This is a genomic window from Streptomyces smyrnaeus (genome assembly GCF_017676345.1).
In the GTDB taxonomy this organism is placed as follows: domain Bacteria; phylum Actinomycetota; class Actinomycetes; order Streptomycetales; family Streptomycetaceae; genus Streptomyces; species Streptomyces smyrnaeus.
Map to the genome: position 1 here is coordinate 174434 of NZ_JAFFZM010000004.1, position 16042 is coordinate 190475.

General features: G+C 70.5%; 17 protein-coding genes and 1 pseudogene. 12 read left to right on the plus strand and 6 right to left on the minus strand.

The annotated features are described in order from the left end of the window. Positions 1 to 46: 46 nt before the first annotated feature. Positions 47 to 1033 (plus strand): ABC transporter ATP-binding protein, encoded by a 987-nt coding sequence (locus JW613_RS08820; RefSeq protein ID WP_209210140.1) that lies wholly within the window; start codon positions 47 to 49, stop codon positions 1031 to 1033. Continuing rightward, positions 1030 to 2073, plus strand: coding sequence for an ABC transporter permease (locus JW613_RS08825; protein ID WP_209210141.1), 1044 nt, complete (start codon positions 1030 to 1032; stop codon positions 2071 to 2073). The genes JW613_RS08820 and JW613_RS08825 overlap by 4 nt, the downstream gene beginning before the upstream one ends. A 79-nt stretch (positions 2074 to 2152) precedes the next feature. Here the strand turns inward: JW613_RS08825 and JW613_RS08830 are convergent, their stop codons facing one another. Beyond that, complete coding sequence (locus tag JW613_RS08830; protein ID WP_209210142.1) at positions 2153 to 2725, minus strand: TetR/AcrR family transcriptional regulator; 573 nt, start codon at positions 2723 to 2725, stop codon at positions 2153 to 2155. Positions 2726 to 2788: 63 nt separating this feature from the next. Here JW613_RS08830 and JW613_RS08835 point away from each other — a divergent pair, with 63 nt between their 5' ends. Continuing rightward, positions 2789 to 3769: an SDR family NAD(P)-dependent oxidoreductase gene (locus JW613_RS08835; RefSeq protein WP_209210143.1), complete on the plus strand. Its 981-nt coding sequence runs from the start codon at positions 2789 to 2791 to the stop codon at positions 3767 to 3769. 60 nt (positions 3770 to 3829) lie between these two features. Here JW613_RS08835 and JW613_RS08840 read toward each other — a convergent pair whose 3' ends face one another. Both JW613_RS08840 and JW613_RS08845 read right to left on the minus strand, forming a co-directional pair. Then, entirely contained in the window at positions 3830 to 4234 is a 405-nt protein-coding gene (locus tag JW613_RS08840) for a VOC family protein (RefSeq protein WP_209210144.1), read from the minus strand. 196 nt (positions 4235 to 4430) lie between these two features. Further along, a complete protein-coding gene (locus JW613_RS08845) occupies positions 4431 to 5849 on the minus strand; it encodes a cellulase family glycosylhydrolase (RefSeq protein WP_307865838.1) in 1419 nt (472 codons plus the stop codon). Between the two features lie 310 nt (positions 5850 to 6159). Here JW613_RS08845 and JW613_RS08850 point away from each other — a divergent pair, with 310 nt between their 5' ends. Next, positions 6160 to 6669, plus strand: coding sequence for a DinB family protein (locus JW613_RS08850; RefSeq protein ID WP_209210145.1), 510 nt, complete (start codon positions 6160 to 6162; stop codon positions 6667 to 6669). 83 nt (positions 6670 to 6752) lie between these two features. Here the strand turns inward: JW613_RS08850 and JW613_RS08855 are convergent, their stop codons facing one another. Next, on the minus strand, positions 6753 to 7016 hold the full coding sequence (locus tag JW613_RS08855) for an SbtR family transcriptional regulator (protein WP_209210146.1): 264 nt from the start codon (positions 7014 to 7016) through the stop codon (positions 6753 to 6755). Between the two features lie 2 nt (positions 7017 to 7018). Between JW613_RS08855 and JW613_RS35670 the strand changes: the two are divergent. Continuing rightward, positions 7019 to 7325: pseudogene (locus tag JW613_RS35670) on the plus strand (zinc-binding dehydrogenase); the annotation flags it as partial. Between the two features lie 74 nt (positions 7326 to 7399). Here the strand turns inward: JW613_RS35670 and JW613_RS36560 are convergent. After that, positions 7400 to 7870: an SGM_3592 family protein gene (locus tag JW613_RS36560; RefSeq protein WP_209210147.1), complete on the minus strand. Its 471-nt coding sequence runs from the start codon at positions 7868 to 7870 to the stop codon at positions 7400 to 7402. 83 nt (positions 7871 to 7953) lie between these two features. Beyond that, positions 7954 to 8361, minus strand: coding sequence for a thioredoxin domain-containing protein (locus JW613_RS08865; protein ID WP_209210148.1), 408 nt, complete (start codon positions 8359 to 8361; stop codon positions 7954 to 7956). Between the two features lie 634 nt (positions 8362 to 8995). Here JW613_RS08865 and JW613_RS08870 point away from each other — a divergent pair. From JW613_RS08870 to JW613_RS08900, 7 genes are all read left to right on the plus strand, one after another. Further along, positions 8996 to 10174: a Gfo/Idh/MocA family protein gene (locus JW613_RS08870; RefSeq protein WP_209210149.1), complete on the plus strand. Its 1179-nt coding sequence runs from the start codon at positions 8996 to 8998 to the stop codon at positions 10172 to 10174. Further along, complete coding sequence (locus tag JW613_RS08875; protein WP_307865839.1) at positions 10171 to 11124, plus strand: DUF6807 domain-containing protein; 954 nt, start codon at positions 10171 to 10173, stop codon at positions 11122 to 11124. The genes JW613_RS08870 and JW613_RS08875 overlap by 4 nt, the downstream gene beginning before the upstream one ends. Positions 11125 to 11166: 42 nt before the next feature. Next, the gene (locus JW613_RS08880; protein ID WP_307865840.1) at positions 11167 to 11910 is read left to right on the plus strand and encodes a cupin domain-containing protein; all 744 of its coding nucleotides are present in this window, start codon (positions 11167 to 11169) and stop codon (positions 11908 to 11910) included. 142 nt (positions 11911 to 12052) lie between these two features. Beyond that, positions 12053 to 13336 (plus strand): ABC transporter substrate-binding protein, encoded by a 1284-nt coding sequence (locus tag JW613_RS08885; protein ID WP_209210150.1) that lies wholly within the window; start codon positions 12053 to 12055, stop codon positions 13334 to 13336. Next, on the plus strand, positions 13336 to 14355 hold the full coding sequence (locus JW613_RS08890) for a carbohydrate ABC transporter permease (RefSeq protein WP_209210151.1): 1020 nt from the start codon (positions 13336 to 13338) through the stop codon (positions 14353 to 14355). Before JW613_RS08885 ends, JW613_RS08890 begins: the two co-directional genes overlap by 1 nt. Continuing rightward, on the plus strand, positions 14355 to 15257 hold the full coding sequence (locus tag JW613_RS08895) for a carbohydrate ABC transporter permease (RefSeq protein WP_209210152.1): 903 nt from the start codon (positions 14355 to 14357) through the stop codon (positions 15255 to 15257). Before JW613_RS08890 ends, JW613_RS08895 begins: the two co-directional genes overlap by 1 nt. A gap of 4 nt (positions 15258 to 15261) precedes the next feature. Then, complete coding sequence (locus tag JW613_RS08900; protein WP_209210153.1) at positions 15262 to 15861, plus strand: hypothetical protein; 600 nt, start codon at positions 15262 to 15264, stop codon at positions 15859 to 15861. Positions 15862 to 16042: the final 181 nt, after the last annotated feature.

Genomic DNA, 16042 nt, shown 5'->3' on the forward strand with positions numbered 1-16042 from the left:
CCCAACGCATACACGGCCGTCCCTTTCCCACGCACAGGAGCCACACATGAACCACTCAGGGATGCACCACCCAGGCGGAACGAGGTACGCACCCCCCGTCGGATACTCGGCGATCGAAGCCTATGGGCTCGGCAAGAGGTACCGGCGTGGCTGGGCGCTGCAGGATGTCTCCTTCCGGCTGCCCGCCGGGCGGGTGTGCGGCCTGGTAGGCCCCAACGGGGCCGGCAAGACCACCCTGATGGGCCTGGCCACCAACATGATCCAGCCCACGACCGGGGCCCTGCGGGTGTTCGACGCGGCGCCGGGGTCGAGGGAGGCGATCCTGCGGACCGCGTTCCTGTCCCAGGAAAAGCCGCTGTTCCGGCGCTTCACCGTGGCCGAGACCCTGCGGCTCGGCCGCGAACTCAACCCCCGCTGGGACCAGGGTGTCGCGGAAGGTCTCGTCAGCGCGGGCCAGGTGCCGTTGTCAGCGAGGATCGGGACCCTGTCCGGCGGGCAGCGTACCCGCGTCGCCTTCTCCCTGGCTTTCGGCAAGCGCCCCGACCTGCTCATCCTCGACGAGCCGATGTCCGACCTGGACCCGCTGGTCCGCCGCGAGCTCATGGCCACGCTGACGGCGGAGGCCGCCCAGCACGGCACGACGGTGCTGGTGTCCTCGCACATGCTCGCCGAGCTCCAGCACATCTGCGACTACCTCCTCGTCATCGCGAACGGCGGTCTGCGGCTCGCGGGCGAGGTGAACGAACTGCGCGCCGCACACGCCTGGTTCGCCGCCCCGGGTGGCGGCCCGTCGCCCGCTCTCGCACCGCACAGGGTCGTCGAGTTCCGCGGCGAAGAGGGCCGGCAGGGTGCCCTGGTACGCCTCGGCGGGCCGATCGAGTACGGCGGGCAGGCCGAGCATCCCACCCTGGAGGAGCTTCTCCTCGCCTATCTGAGGTCACCCGACGCGCCTTCGCTGATCGCCCCCGGCGCCCAGGTCGGCGACATCCACGACGTCATCGCCCGCGACCGGAACAAGACGGTGACCGCATGACCACGCTCACTCACGACCCGGCCCACTCGGTGTCCGCCGGGCGCCCTCGCGACGGACGCGGCTCCCGGCTGGCCGGCCCCGGGCTCGGCGGTACGTCCTGGCTCGTCTGGCGCCAGCACCGCGCCGCGTACTGGACCCTCGTCGCCGTCACCCTTCTCGGCGTGGCCGTCATGGTCTGTCTGCGCGGGCAGATGATGGACCAACTGAACGCCCTGGACTCGTCCCCGAAGAAGTCGGACAGCCTTCCGCCCGATTTCGAGATGCACACCAGCCGTCTGTTCAGCTTCGGGAGCTATCTGGGCTACCTCCCCATCCTGGTCGGTGTCTTCCTCGGTGCCCCGCTCATCGCGGGTGATCTGGAGTCCGGCACCGTAAAGCTGGTGACCTCGCAGTCCGTCAGCCGGCTGCGCTGGCTCACCACGAAGCTGGCCATGACCGCCGGGCTGATCGCCTTGTCCACCGCTGTGCTCGGCGCGGTGTTCAACTGGTGGTGGAGCCCGCTCAGGGGGCGCTCCGACACCCTGGAATGGACCAGCAGCGTGTTCTTCGACGGCACCGGGATCATGCCGGTGGCCTACGCCCTGCTCACCTTCACCGTGGGCGTGGCGGTCGGCATGGTCCTGCGCCGCACGCTGGTGTCGATGGTGGTCACGCTCGGCATCGTCGGGGCGATCGGGCTCGTCTGGGACCGCTTCCGTCTGGACCTGGGGAATGTCCTGTCGGTCAGCACCCACAACGGCGTCGGTTCCGGTGCCGCGCCTCCGAAGCTGCCCGACCAGGCGGTGCAGCAGGGGCAGGGCGCGTACTTCCTCACCAGCTCCGGGGACAAGCTGGACTGGACGACGTGCGTCGCACAGTCGGAACACACCAAGGCACACACCGCCTGCCTGGAGTCGAAGCACGTCATCGGCTGGTCCATCGACTACCTCCCCGTCTCCCAGATGCACACGATGCAGTGGCTCGGAGCCGGCATCATGCTCGCCGTCACCGCAGCCGTCGTCGCCTTCGTCATCCCTTGGGGCCGCAAGCGACTGCTGTGACACGTCCCCGAACCCCGAGGGGCCGGCTCCGGAAGGAGTCGGCCCCTTCCACATCGATGGGGAAGGCAGCCGGGTCCGCTCAGCGCGTCAGAAGAGCGATGGCGACCTTCAGTCGTTCGAGGTAGAACTCCCGCGACGAAGCTTGATGCTTGAGGCCGATCGATGTGCTGATCATCGTCCGGGCGACATCCGGCGCCGCCGCGCGTCCTGTCTCCACAGCGATCGCATCGGTGATCAGTTCTTCGAAACGCCGTGGCGCGGTCTCGACGATCTCGCCGAGCAGGCCGGGGTTGGCTTCGACGACTTCCGCTACATCGCGAGTCAACGGGCCGATGTAGCGGCCCGCCCACTGGTCGAACGCTTCGACGAGACGCTTCGGCAGGGGGCGCCCGGTATCGGCCAGGACGCGTTCGACCGCTGCGATGTCGCGTTCCAGCGCCTGGGTGACCGCGGCCCGGAACAGCTCCTCTTTCGAGGAGAAGAGGAAGTAGAGCCCGGGCCGGGAGATGTGCGCCGCCCGCGCCACCTCCTCCATCGAGGCCTTCCGGTAACCGAAGCGCGCGAAAGTGGTCAAGGCGGCGTCCAGGACCATGGCCCGCCGGCTGGTATCGGCGACTGCCGAGGGCGGGCGGCCGACATCAGGACTACTCATGGGCCGAGCATACGAGCAGGCTTCGAGCTATACAAATTATGTCTACCGCGTATAGTCCTGACCATGGCAGAATCCGCGCTCATCTCCACGCCCTTCACCGCCACCAGCACCGCGGAAGACGTGCTGCGAGGCCTCGATCTGACCGGCGTCCGCGCCATCGTGACGGGAGGCTCCTCCGGAATCGGCTCCGAGACCGCTCGCGCGTTGACCGCTGCCGGGGCCGAGGTCACCCTCGCCGTCCGGAACACCACCGCGGGCGACGCCGTAGCCGAGGCGATCGGGAAGTCCACCGGAAGAGTCCGCCCCCGCGTCGCCCGGCTCGACCTCGCCGACAGGGCGGCCGTCGCACGATTCGTCGACGCGTGGCGTGGCCCGCTGCACCTTCTGATCAACAACGCAGGCGTGGTCACCGGCGGTCTCGAACGAACCCGTGAGGGCTGGGAGCTACAATTCGCAACCAATCACCTCGGCCATTTCGCCCTCGCCGTCGGCCTGCACGGCGCCCTCGCCCTGGGAGCTTCCGACCGACACGGCGCTCGGATCGTCTCGGTGAGTTCGACAGCGCACATGCGTTCAGGCATCGACTTCGACGACCTTCACTTCGAGCGCCGCCGCTACGACCCGCAGATCGCCTACGCTCAGTCGAAGACGGCGAACTCCCTGTTCGCCGTCGAGGCCACCCGACTGTGGGCATCGGAGGGGATCGTCGCGAATGCCGTGAACCCCGGCGGCGTCGCCACGGGACTGCAACGGAACTTCACGCCACAGCAAAAGCGGTCCCTCGACGCAGCCGAGGCCGCCGGCGTCTTCACATACAAGACAGTTGAGCAGGGGGCCGCGACCACCGTCGTCGCGGCTGTCTTCCCGGCCTTCGCGCACTCCGGTGGCCATTACCTCGACGACGGGCAAGAGGCCTACACCGTGCCGAACGACGCCGACCTCGCGCAGCACCCCCACGGTGTCAAGGAGTGGGCGCTCGATCCCGCCGTGGCCGAGCGCCTCTGGGCGGTCTCGACCGATCTGCTGCACAGCCGACCCGAGTAGCCGCCATGCCGGGGCCGCCCGCGCCAGTTCGGTCCAGCCCCGGCCACCTGAGACAGTCGGTCATTCTTCGGCCACAGTGCCGCCCGGCCCGGACGGCGCATGGCTCAGATCGACGACGCAGAAGCGGTTGCCGTCCGGATCGGCGAGAACCACGAAGTCGGGTTCGGGCGGGTAGAGGTCCCAGTCGACGACCTGCGCACCGAGGTCGACCAGCCGCCGGACCTCGGCCTGTTGTTCCTCCGCGGTATCGGTGAAGAGGTCCAGGTGGAGACGGGGGCGCGGCTCGACCGGGGATGCGCTGCACAGCAGGGCGAGGGCCCGACCGGAGCCGTCCGCATGGTTGAGGGTCCGCCAGGTCTCGCTCTTCCACTCCTCCGTGGCGACCAGGTTCAAAGCCTCCGTCCAGAAGGCCACCGCGCGCGGAAGGTCCGTAACTCCGATGACGGGGAACCCGAGCCTCAACATGCGGCAAGCCTAATGATTGCTCCGCTCCAGGCGTGGAAGGCGTCTCCGCGCCGGAACTCTCCCTCGTCCCGGGCCGCAGGCCGGTTCCCCGGCCCCTGTGGAGCACCCGCCTGTCCCGGGCCCTGCGGAGCACCGTTTCGCTGCCCGTCTCCCCGGGGCGCCGGGTTGTCAGGTGCCCGTCCTTCCGCTACCGGCATCAGCGCCGGTTCCGGGGCGTGACGACCACCGTCACCGTCGCCCCCGGCCGCGCGTGCACCCGTGCCACCGCCGTCCGGTCCGACGGGAGTACGGGCGTCGCGGTCCCTGCCGGTCCCGCCACCCGGACCTGCCATCCGCCGGGGCGTGGCGGTACGCGCACCTCGGTGATGCCGTGCCCCGCTCGGTACTCCAGCCGGTAGGCGCCGGTTTCCGGGGTGTGTTCCTCCGCCGTGGGCTCGCCCACCACGGCCGGGGCGTACGGGGCCGCCGTCTGCTCCTTGTTGGTGCGGAAGCGGCCCTTTTCGTCGACGGCGCAGTAGCCGCCCCCGTAGCACCAGACGTAACTCGCCCAGCCCGAGCTGTAGCGGTTCAACGAGGCGAGCGCGTCGCGGTAGAAGCGGCCCATGTTGGGCAGGGCGTTGTTGAGCGGCCCCCACTCACCAACGACCACCGGGACGCCGTACCGCGCCGGGTAGTCGGTCACGGCCGCCTCGTAGGCCTCGATCCAGCCCGCGGCGGGGTCGTAGTCGTCGCCCGCTTCCATCGCGCTGTTGTAGAAGTGCGGCGCGTAGACGCTCTTGGGGTCGTCGATGCGGCCGAGGCCGGTCGGGACGCCCTCGCCCACGATCGGGGTCGGCTCGAAGAAGATCCAATTGTCGTCGTCGACAGAACGGATGGCGTCCGCGAGGCGGTTGTACATCGGGGTGAGCTGCTCCGCCTCGATGCGCCGGGCCGCCGTCGGTAGCTCCTCGCCCGCCCGGATCTCGCCCATCGGTTCGTTGATCAGGTCGTAACCGATGACGGCGGGATGGTCGGCGAACCGGGCCGCCAGCACCCGCCACATACGTGCTTGGGCCCGCTGCAGATCGGCGTCCGTGTACAGGTGGGTGAACGCGCGCTGCACGGCCGGCTCGAAGTATTCGGAGAACCAGTCGTCGGGACGCGGCTCGAAGGGCAGGCCGTCGGTCCTGGTGGCCCACGCGGGAATTCCACGGTGTCCGAAGGCGGGCCCGAAGACGTCCTGGTGGGCGTCGATCAGAACATGGACGCGGTAGCGGCGCGCCCAGTCCAGAATGCGCTCGATCTTCTTGAGGTAGTCCGTGCTGTAGTGGCTGCGCCGGGGCTCCAGGTCGTCCCAGAAGACCAGCAACCGGGCGAAGTTGAAGCCCTGATCGCGCAGATCCCTGAAATGGCGCTCGGTGATGGCCGAAAGCGCCTGCTCACCCCGGTGCTTCTTGTCCTCGATGTTCCAGCCGCGCAGGGTGAGCACCCGGCCGCGGTCGTCGGTGAGACGGGGCGGCTGCGGCGGCCCGGTGTCCGCACCGGCCGCGACCGCGGGAGTGGACACCGCGCCGAGCAGGAGGGAGCCGACGAGCATGGTGAAGGCGGCGAGGGCGGCGAGCAGACGTCGGTACACGGGCGGACCTCCGGCACGGTCGTACGGTCGGTTCCTTGGGTCGTCGGTTCCTCGGTTCCTTGGTGCCGCGAATCCCACCAGCCGCCTGACGGACCATCAAGTCGTCATCAGGCTTGACTTTCCTCGACCCCGCCTCCCGCCGGTTCTCCCGAGATCGGCTCCCCGGCGCAGTCACTGCCGGCCGACCGACGGCCATCGCGCGCTCGCCCTCTTGCCGGCGCTCGGGCCCGGTGTACGGTCCACGTCCGGGGCGAGCCGACCGGCGTCGACAGCAGCCCCGTTTTTCAAGCGCGGATGAGGAGCGAGACCAGTGACCGGTGACAATCGCGCAGAACCGCCCCGCTTCGGAAGCGAACGCGACACGCTGCGGGCTTTTCTCGACCACCACCGTGCGACCCTCGCCATGAAGTGCGAAGGGCTCACCGATGAGGAGCTGCGGAAGCAGTCGATGCCACCCTCAACGCTCTCGTTGCTCGGGCTCGTACGGCACATGGCGGAGGTGGAACGGGCCTGGTTCCGCCGTGTGTTCGAGGACAACGACGCGCCCATGGTCTGGTCCGACAAGGTCGACTTCCAGGCGGCGTACGACGCGAGCACGTCGACCAGGCACGAAGCGTTCACGGCCTGGGAGGCGGAGGTGCGCCACTCACGTCGCATCGAGCGTGAGGCCGAGTCCCTGGAACGGACCGGGTATCAACCAAGGTGGCGCCAAGAGGTGTCGCTTCGCATGGTGATGGTGCACGTGCTTTTGGAGTACGGCCGCCACAACGGGCACGCGGACTTCCTGCGCGAAGGTGTCGACGGCACCGTGGGCGCCTGAGTCCGCAGCGCTCTCCGGCCCCCGGAGGTCGATGCGGTCGCCACCACCGGTGGGACGGTGGGCGTTTGCGTCCACCTGGATCATCAGGCAGCGAAGCGCCGTGAGGCCTCCGCCCGCACCTCGGGCGACTGCGCGCGGATGCCCGCGTTCGCCATCAACGCCAGGCCGACGTCCTCCAGCACGAAGTCCCGCCGCAGGGCGCCCGCTTCCTGGGCACGTCGTACGAGGTCGAGCAGCAGCTGCAGCGTGCGATCACGCTCCTCGGCGAAGGCCTCGGTCAGCAGCGCTTCCTTGATCGGGAAGCGCCGGTAGACGGTCGCGACGCCCACCTGGGCGCCCCGGGACATCCACCCGGGACCTCGACCGGCTCGCCGTCGGCGCAGGACACACCGTGCTGGTGCGGCGCGCGGGGGGGGGGCACGATCGCCGTCCAGCTCGCGGCCGCCCGCGGTGGCACCGTCATCGGCACGGCGAGTGAGCACAGCCACGACTTCCTGCGCTCCCTCGGTGCCGAGCCGACAACTTACGGGGAGGGGCTGGCCGAACGGGCCCACGCGCTCGCACCGGCCGGGGTGGACGGGGTGTCCGACTACGCCGGAGGAGCGCTGTCCGACCTGGTCGCCATTGCCGGGGACCCGGTGCGAATGGCCCGCGTGGACTGGCCCGGGTCCGGTGGCCCCGGGCCCGGTGGCCCGGTCCGGTGAAGTGCACAGTCGTACGTATCCGTGCGTCAGTCCTCGGGCTTGCGTCTCCAGGGCCGGCGGCGCAGTCTGCGTCGACGTTTTCGCCCGTTGTCACCCTGCCGGGCCCGGCTCCAGAACCAGCCGGCCGGCGGCTCGTCGGAGCGCCACGGCTCCCGCTCGGGGTATCCCTCCTGCTGCCAGCGGGCGGCCAGCGCCCGGGTGCGGGCCGCCGGCTCCGTCACGCTGGCGGCGCGGATGAACGCTTCGTCGAACTCGACGGGACCGGTCTCATCGGGGCCGGTCTCGTCGGGGTTCGTCTCGTCGGGTTTCCTGTCGGAGGGGTCGGTCCCGGGGGCTGTGGCTGCAGCCTGGGAACCGTCCGTTCTCTCTGGAGCGTCCGCCTCGGACGGTCGAGAGGTCTGCGACGAAGCAGCCGTGTCCTCGGGCGGAACTCCGTCCTCGGGGCCGCGGCTGCTCTGCCCGTCACCGCCCGGCCCACCACCGCTGTCCCTGACCATCGCGACCTCCTCACCTCTCCAGACTAAGAAAGGGGAGCTTCGGGACCTTCCCGCGCTCGATGAGAAACGGCTGAGAAATCCGCTCACCGGCGGGCGCGAGCGCGGGCCTCCCGCGGTGGGGGGATGAACTGCAGCTCCAGTGCGACCGGCGGCTCGGCGACGCCCGGCCCACCGGCGGCGGCCCAGCGCAGCAGGTCATCGGTGCAGTCGTCGTCCATGGCGAAACCGACCCAGACGGCACGCGCGCCGGCCCGGCGCCCGGCTGTGGAGGGCTGGACGACGATGACGTTGGCCTGGCCGCAAGGGCCGAGGCAGTCCGTCGTACGGACGGCGAAGCGTCCGCCGGATGCGGCGGCGCCCGTGCGTAGTCGGTCGAGTTGCCAGGCGTGGTCGGTGCCGGGGTGCTTGGCCGGGTTGCCGCAGCAGCAGCCCCGGCACACCACCAGAGTGCAGGGCCGCTGCCCGGTCGCGCGGAGCACGGAACGGTTCACTGCGCGCTCCTCGGGGGCACGCCGTACGTTTGCATCCGGGCGTCGTCCCGGCCGACGGCCAACGGCAACGGGCCCGGCGGAGCGGTGCCCGCCGGGGTTGTGGCCGGGGCTGTGGCCGGGAAGCTCCATACGGGCACGTGTGACTCCTGTCGGTTCGGTCGGTGGGGGAGCAGGGAGGGAAGAGCGGCCCCATGGGCCGTCCTCTGAGCCGTCCTCCCTGATCCGTCCAGCAGCGGCCTCCACGGATAGCACGGCCGGACGATACGCCGCGACGGGGGGCCGCTCGCGTCCGTGAGGGGGCCGGGGGGAGCCGGGGGTGGGCCGTGGCGGGAGGGGGAGTCGGGCCGGAGGGGGCCCGAGGGGTGGGGGCGACGGGGCCGGGCCAGGAGTGTGTTGAGTCGTTTCAATCTCTTGTTGCCCGGGTCTTGTTCTGCCGTCGGGGGCGGGCCTAGTGTCCCTCGCGAGGAAAGCGCTTTCTGTCCTCTGCCGCCTCCCCTGTTCCTGCCCTGCCCGTGCTCGCCACCGCTGTTTGCGTGCGCGTCGCTCCGGCGCTCGTGCGCGTCGCCCCAGCACCCGCGCGCGTCCGTGCTCCTCCGTGCCCCGCCCCTCTGTCCCCACAAGGAGCCGCTTCCGTATGCCTGTCGAGACCTCGCTCGTCCGTGCTGCCGTCATCGGCACCGGTGGAATCGTCACCGGTAGCCATCTGCCGGCGCTGCGCGCGCACGCCGACCGGGTGCGCCTCGTTGCCGCCGTCGACGTGGACGAGAGACGGCTTGCCGTCTTCCGTGACCAGGCCGGAGAGCATGTGGCCGGCTACCACGACACCGCGCGGATGCTCGCCGCCGAGCGCCCCGATCTGGTGCTGATCGGCACACCGCCTTCGCTCCACACCGAGCAGGTGTGCTCCGCGCTGGAGGCCGGCGCCTGGGTGCTGTGCGAAAAGCCGCTGTGTCTCTCGCTCGCCGAGTACGACGAGATAGCCGCCGCCGAGCAGCGGTGCGGCGAGAAGTACTCCGGCGCCGGCGGCGGCCGACATGGCGGCGGGCCGGGCGGGCCGTATGCGTCGGTCGTCTTCCAGCACCGCTACGGCTCTGGCGCCGTCCACGCCCGTGAACTGCTGGCCGCCGGGGAGTTGGGGCGCCCTCTGGTCGCTCACTGCCAGACCACCTGGTACCGCGATGCCGCCTACTACGGCGTTGCCTGGCGCGGCCGGTGGAGCACCGAGGGTGGCGGCCCCACGATGGGGCACGGCATCCACCAGATGGACCTGCTGCTGCATCTGCTGGGCGACTGGAGCGAGGTCCGGGCGATGGCCGGCCGGCTGGTGCACGCCGTGGAGAGCGAGGACGTCTCCACGGCCCTCGTACGGTTCGAGAGCGGGGCGATGGCGACCGTCGTCAACAGCGTGCTGAGCCCCGACGAGGTCAGCCGTCTCCGTATCGACTGTGCGGACGCCACCGTGGAGTTGACCCATCTGTACGGCCACCGCAACGACGACTGGACCTACACCCCGGCGCCGCATGTGGACGACCGCGGGCCGCGCACCACCCGCTGGCGCACTCCCGCGGCGGATGTCCCCAGCTCGCACGCCGCCCAGCTCGGTGACTTCCTGGATGCCCGGGAGAAGGGGGTCCGACCGCCCGGCAGCGGCCAGGACGCGCGCCGGACCCTGGAATTCGCCGCCGCCGTCTACAAATCGGCCTTCACCGGCCGGCCTGTCGGCGCGGGAGAGATCACCCCTGGCGACCCGTACTACCGCGCCATGCACGGCAACCACCCCGACTGGGCACCGAAGGAGCGGACCGAACAGTGACGAGCGCACCGACCACCGCAGCCGGCACCCTCACCGTCACTCACGTACACGGCGAACGCGTCAGTGTGCGCGCTGCCGGCGGAAGCGAGCTGATGGCGTATGTGTACGCGCCCGACCCGGATCCGTTCGAGTCCCGCAAGCCGTACGCACACCCGCTGCGGACCCTCGGCGGGCGTACGGTGACCGGCTACCGGCCCAACGACCACCGGTGGCACAAGGGCCTGCAGATGACAGCCAGCCATTTGTCCGGGCAGAACTTCTGGGGCGGCAACAGCTATGTGCACGGGGAGGGCTATCTGCCGCTGCGTGACCGGGTGGGGTCCATGCGGCACGACGGCTTCGACGCGTTCGAGGTCGGCGACGCCGCGCTGCACTTCACCGAACGGCTGACCTGGGTGGAGAACGGCGGCGCCGAGTGGGCGAGCGAGACGCGCTCCGTCGCGCTGCACTCCGTGGACACCGAGGCCGGCGCCTACGCCCTGGACTGGTCGATCGAGCTGACCAACACCCGCGATGAGCCGCTGCACTTCGGCTCGCCCACCACGCACGGCCGTGAGATGGCCGGGTACACCGGTCTGCACTGGCGGGGCCCCCGCGCCTTCACCGGAGGGCAGGTGCTGGTCCGGGGCGGGCCGAGCACCGACGAGGCCATGATGGGGCAGTCCGCCGCCGATCACCCCTGGCTGGGCTTCGTCGGCGAGCACGACGACGTGGACGGACACGCGACCGTCGTCTTCGCGCACGCGCCGGAGAACGCCGAGGCCGTACACCCCTCCCACTGGTTCGTCCGCTCCGAACCGACACCCACCGTCGCCTTCTCCTGGGCGTTCTTCGAGGAGTTCGAGCTGCCGCCCGGCGACAGCTTCCGCTACCGCTACCGCGTGCTGATCGCCGACGGGGCATGGGAAGCGGACGCCGTCGACCGGTATCTGTCCGCTCTGCCCTGGTGACGGGCACCAGGGAGCGCACCCACCGACGAAGGGAGACCCGCCGTGCTGGACGCACCCTTGCCGGGCGGCATCGGCCTGTCCCATATCAGCGCCTACACCTGGCAGGCAGTCGACGGTGTGTGCGGCGGCAGCCCGCACATCCATCTGGCCTGCACCGAGGCGTACGTCGTCACCCAGGGGGAGGGGGCGGTGCAGACCCTGACCCTCGACGACGGTTTCACCGAGACACCGCTGGAGCCCGGCTCGCTCGCCTGGTTCACACCGGGAACCGTGCACCGCATGGTCAACGGCTCCGGGCTGCGGGTCACCGTGCTGATGCAGAACAGCGGTCTGCCGGAGGCCGGTGACGCGGTCTTCACCTTCCCGCCGCATGTACTCGACGACCCGGACGCCTACGCCGCTGCCGCCTCGCTGCCCGGCACGGCCGGACCCGCGACGGACAGCGCCGCGCTGAGACGGCGCGACCTGGCCGTCGAGGGCTTTCTGCTGCTGCGCGAGGCCCTGGCGGACGGTGACACGGGAGCGCTGCGGGCCTTCCACCGGGCCGCCGCACGGATCGTCGCCCCCAAGGTGGCCGCCTGGCGGGAGCGCTGGCGGCACGGGGCCCTGGCGGCGGCCGAGCGCACCGGGGAGCAACTGGACGCGCTCGCCGAGGGCGACTCCTCCCACCTGGCCGCCGCCCAGGCGTATGCCGCCGGCCCCACCCGGCGCGGTGGCTACGGGATGTGCGGACGCCGCGACGAGTACGCGCTCGTGGGCACCACCCTGCCGTACTACGGCGAGTAGTGTCCGCGCCGCTTGGCGGGTCAGTGCCCGGCTCGTGGCGGATCAGCGCCCGGCGCCGTCCTCCGGCGCGTGTCCAACACCGCTACTGACCCCCTCGACACCGCGTCCCCTCCCTCCCCCCGTCCACGAAAGGCCCTTCCTCATGTACCGACCCAGAACGCGGGCGTTCGGTGCCGCAGCCGCCGCGTTCGCGCTGTGCGCTGCTCTGGCCGGCTGCAGCCAGGGCGCCTCAGCGGCGGGCGACGGCAAGGTCGTGCTCCGGTTCACCTGGTGGGGCAACGCCGATCGCGCGGCCCGCACCGAGAAGGCCGTTGCCGCCTTTGAAAAGGCTCACCCGAACGTCGACATCCGGACGTCCTACTCCCCGTACGAGGCCTACAAGCAGAAGCTCGCCACCCAGGCGGCGGGCGGGGACGCGCCCGACATCGTCCAGCTCGACTACCGGCAGATCAGCCAGTACGCCGGGTCCGGAATCCTCCTCGACCTCGCCGAGCAGCGCAAGGCCCTGCCGACCGGGCAGATGGACAAGTCGCTGCTGAGGACCGGCCAGTTCGAGGGGAAGCAGTACGCGATCCCGATGGGCGTGGGCACCCAGGCACTCGCGTACGACAAGGAGGCGTGGCGCGAGGCGGGTGTGCCGCCGCCGCGTCCCGGCTGGACGTGGGACGACTTGGAGAGCGTCCTGCGCGAGGTGAAGCGCGAGCACGACAGTCCGGTGATGACGGACCCCGGCTCGATGGAGGACTGGTTCGAGGTCTGGCTGCGCTCCCGGGGAAAACGCCTCTACGACGAGAACGGCCAGGTCGCCTTCAGTGAGGACGACCTGACGCGCTATTGGACGTACACGAGCAAGCTGCGCAAGGAGGGGCTGGTCAGCCCGGCTGAAGGCACCACCCAGTTGGACGGTTCCGTGGAGAACTCGCCCATGGGCCGCAAGAAGGCGATGGCGGAGTTCAACTGGGACGCGCCCTCGGCCGGTTTCGAGTCGGTCTACGGTGACCGGCTCGCCCTGGCGCCGATGCCGGCAGGTGAGAACGGCACCATGGGCCAGTACTACAAGCCCTCGATGCTCATCGGTATCTCCGCCAAGAGCTCGCACCCGCGTGAGGCCGCCCGCTTCATCGACTTCCTCCTCAACTCCGACAAGGCCGCCGACATCCTCACCGTCGACCGCGGCACGCCGGTCAACAACCGACAGCGCGAGCGGATGCTGCCGAACCTCACCGGCTTCCAGAAGGCCGTCGCCGATCTGCAGAAGTCGCTCGAGGGCAAGTTGAAGGCCCCGCCGACAGCGCCCCCGCGCGGTGACAACGCTCTCCAGTCGGTCTTCCAGAAGGACTACGACCAGGTGGCCTTCGAGAAGGCCTCCCCGCGCCGGATGGCACAGCAATTCCTCACCGAGGCCAGAGCGGAGCTGAGGCCGTGATGCCCCCTACTCCCACCACATCACCCGCAGCAGCCGCCGCACCGGGCGCCGATGGCGCGGGCGCTGCCGCGGGGCGGCCCCGGGCCGGAGGCCCCGGCCGTCGTCTCGGCCGCAGCGGCGGACGCCCGCCCCGCAGGGAACCGCAGGGCCCCGCCTGGATCTTCCTCTCACCGTGGGTGCTGGGCGCGGCCGTGCTGACACTGCTGCCGATGGCGGTTTCGCTGTATCTGTCGTTCACCGACTACAACCTGTTCGACCCGCCGTCCTGGATCGGGCTGCGCAACTACGTGCAGATGTTCACCGAGGACCCCAGGCTGCTGCGTTCGGTCGGCAACACCCTGCTGTACGTACTGGTCGCCGTGCCGCTGCAACTCGCCCTGGCGCTGGCAGCAGCCGTCGCGCTCAAGTCGATGCGGCGAGGCAAGGACTTCTACCGCTCGGCCTTCTACGCGCCCTCCCTGCTGGGCGCCTCCATGAGCATCGCACTGGTCTGGCGGGCGCTCTTCAACGACGGCGGCACCGTCGACAACTTCCTGAGCACGTTCGGTGTGCACACCGGAGGCTGGGTAAACCGGCCCGGCTGGGCCCTGCTCACCGTCGCCCTGCTGACCGTCTGGCAGTTCGGGGCGCCCATGGTCATCTTCCTCGCCGGGCTGCAACAGATACCCGGCGAGCTCTACGAGGCCGCGGCGGTGGACGGCGCGGGCCGGTGGCGGCAGTTCGCCTCCATCACCCTGCCGATGCTCTCCCCGGTGCTCTTCTTCAACCTGGTGCTCCAGACCATCCAGGCGTTCCAGGTCTTCACCCCCGCCTTCGCGGTCAGCGGCGGCCGGGGCGGTCCCGCCGACTCGACACTCTTCTACACCCTCTACCTCTACGACCGCGGCTTCACCGCCTCCCACATGGGCTACGCCTCCGCGATGGCCTGGATGCTGCTGCTGGCCATCGGCATCGTCACCGCGGTGCTCTTCCGCACCTCCCGCTCCTGGGTCTTCTACGCCAACGAGGAGGGCCACTGATGTCCGCGCACGCCACCGCGAGTCCCCCGTCCGGTAGGGACGTACCCCCTGCTCGAAGGGCTCGCGGGCGGGTCGACTGGCCCCGCGTCGCACTGCACGCCGGATGCCTGGCCGCGCTCATCGTGCTGCTCTACCCCCTCGCCTGGCTGGTGGCCACCTCGTTCAAACCGGCGGACGAGGTGCTCTCCAGCCTGGCCCTGCTGCCCTCCCGGCTCGCCACCGAGAACTATTCGACGGCGGCGGACGGTATCGAGGGCGTCAGCCTCCTCCAGCTGTTCGGCAACTCGCTGACCATCTCGCTCGGCGCCGTACTGGGCAATGTGCTCAGCTGCTCACTGGCCGCCTACGCCTTCGCCCGGCTCCGCTTCCGGCTGCGCGGGCCGCTGTTCGCGTTCATGATCGCCACCATCATGCTGCCGCATCACGCGGTGCTCATCCCGCAGTACATCGTCTTCAACCAGCTCGGCATGGTGAACACCTTCTGGCCGATGGTGCTGCCGAAGTTCCTGGCCACCGACGCGTTCTTCGTCTTCCTCATGGTGCAGTTCATGCGGGGCCTGCCGCGTGAGCTCGACGAGGCCGCGAAGATCGACGGCTGCGGCCCCTTCCGCACCTTCGCACGCATCGTCCTGCCGTTGACCAGACCCGCGCTCATCACCACCGCGATCTTCACCTTCATCTGGACCTGGAACGACTTCTTCACCCAGCTGATCTACCTGTTCGAGCCGGGCAAATACACCCTCACCCTCGCGCTGCGCACCTTCGTGGACACCTCCAGCCAGTCCGCGTACGGGCCCATGTTCGCGATGTCGGTGATCGCGCTGCTGCCGATCGTGCTGTTCTTCCTCGCCTTCCAGCGGCTGCTGGTCGAGGGCATGGCCAACTCCGGACTGAAGGGCTGACGCGATGAGCACACCCCAGGGCGTACGCGAGCGGGGAGAGCTGTTCAGCCCGCGCTTCGAGCTCTTCGCCGACGTGCTCAGCATCGGGCTGGCCACTGCCGTGGCCGCCCTTCCGCTGGTCACGGCACCGGCCGCGCTGTCCACTGCCTGCGCTGTACTGCGCCGCCGCCGGCTGTACGACGAACCGTGCACCGCCAGGCGCTACCTGGCCGCCCTGCGGGCCAGGGAGGATCGACGCGGAGACCTGGCCGCGGGAGCCGTGCTGCTGGCGGCCTGCGCCCTGCTGGCCGCCGACGCGGCACTGGTGGCGGCGGGACTGCCAGGCGCCGGGCAGTTCGCTGTCTTCCTCGCCGCCGCAGCGGCCGTCGCGGCCCTGGTGGGGCTGCGCGCCTGCGCGGGATACCGGGCCGGGGCGGGCCACGGCTGGCGGGGGGCCTGCCGGGATGCGGCGGGCCGCGCCGTGCGAGACGTGCCGGGCAGCGTGCTGGTGCTGCTCGCACTGTGTACAGCAGGCATGTGTGTCTGGGCGCTGCCACCGTTGCTGTTCCTGGTAGCGGGGCCGTTGGCGGTCGCCCTGACCGCCGTCGAGCTGCGCCTGCGCTGACCGTGCCGTCGCCGGCCCCGGTGGCACCGCTCGCGTCGGCCTCCGACATGCAGTCGGGCCCCCGACATGCAAAGGCCCCGGCCAGCGGGGGAACCGGCCGGGGCGGAGGCCCCTGGCCGGTGGGGGGGAATACCGACCGGGGCCTGTTCGGGGTGGTCTACGGAAGGGCGGTCGCCTCTCG

Excerpts from the sequence above, each read along its gene's own strand:
- JW613_RS08820 (WP_209210140.1), top strand. The coding sequence starts at position 47 with ATGAACCACTCAGGGATGCACCACCCAGGCGGAACGAGGTACGCACCC.
- JW613_RS08825 (WP_209210141.1), top strand. The coding sequence starts at position 1,030 with ATGACCACGCTCACTCACGACCCGGCCCACTCGGTGTCCGCCGGGCGC.
- JW613_RS08830 (WP_209210142.1), bottom strand. The coding sequence starts at position 2,725 with ATGAGTAGTCCTGATGTCGGCCGCCCGCCCTCGGCAGTCGCCGATACC.
- JW613_RS08835 (WP_209210143.1), top strand. The coding sequence starts at position 2,789 with ATGGCAGAATCCGCGCTCATCTCCACGCCCTTCACCGCCACCAGCACC.
- JW613_RS08840 (WP_209210144.1), bottom strand. The coding sequence starts at position 4,234 with ATGTTGAGGCTCGGGTTCCCCGTCATCGGAGTTACGGACCTTCCGCGC.
- JW613_RS08855 (WP_209210146.1), bottom strand. The coding sequence starts at position 7,016 with ATGTCCCGGGGCGCCCAGGTGGGCGTCGCGACCGTCTACCGGCGCTTC.
- JW613_RS36560 (WP_209210147.1), bottom strand. The coding sequence starts at position 7,870 with ATGGTCAGGGACAGCGGTGGTGGGCCGGGCGGTGACGGGCAGAGCAGC.
- JW613_RS08870 (WP_209210149.1), top strand. The coding sequence starts at position 8,996 with ATGCCTGTCGAGACCTCGCTCGTCCGTGCTGCCGTCATCGGCACCGGT.
- JW613_RS08885 (WP_209210150.1), top strand. The coding sequence starts at position 12,053 with ATGTACCGACCCAGAACGCGGGCGTTCGGTGCCGCAGCCGCCGCGTTC.
- JW613_RS08890 (WP_209210151.1), top strand. The coding sequence starts at position 13,336 with ATGCCCCCTACTCCCACCACATCACCCGCAGCAGCCGCCGCACCGGGC.
- JW613_RS08895 (WP_209210152.1), top strand. The coding sequence starts at position 14,355 with ATGTCCGCGCACGCCACCGCGAGTCCCCCGTCCGGTAGGGACGTACCC.
- JW613_RS08900 (WP_209210153.1), top strand. The coding sequence starts at position 15,262 with ATGAGCACACCCCAGGGCGTACGCGAGCGGGGAGAGCTGTTCAGCCCG.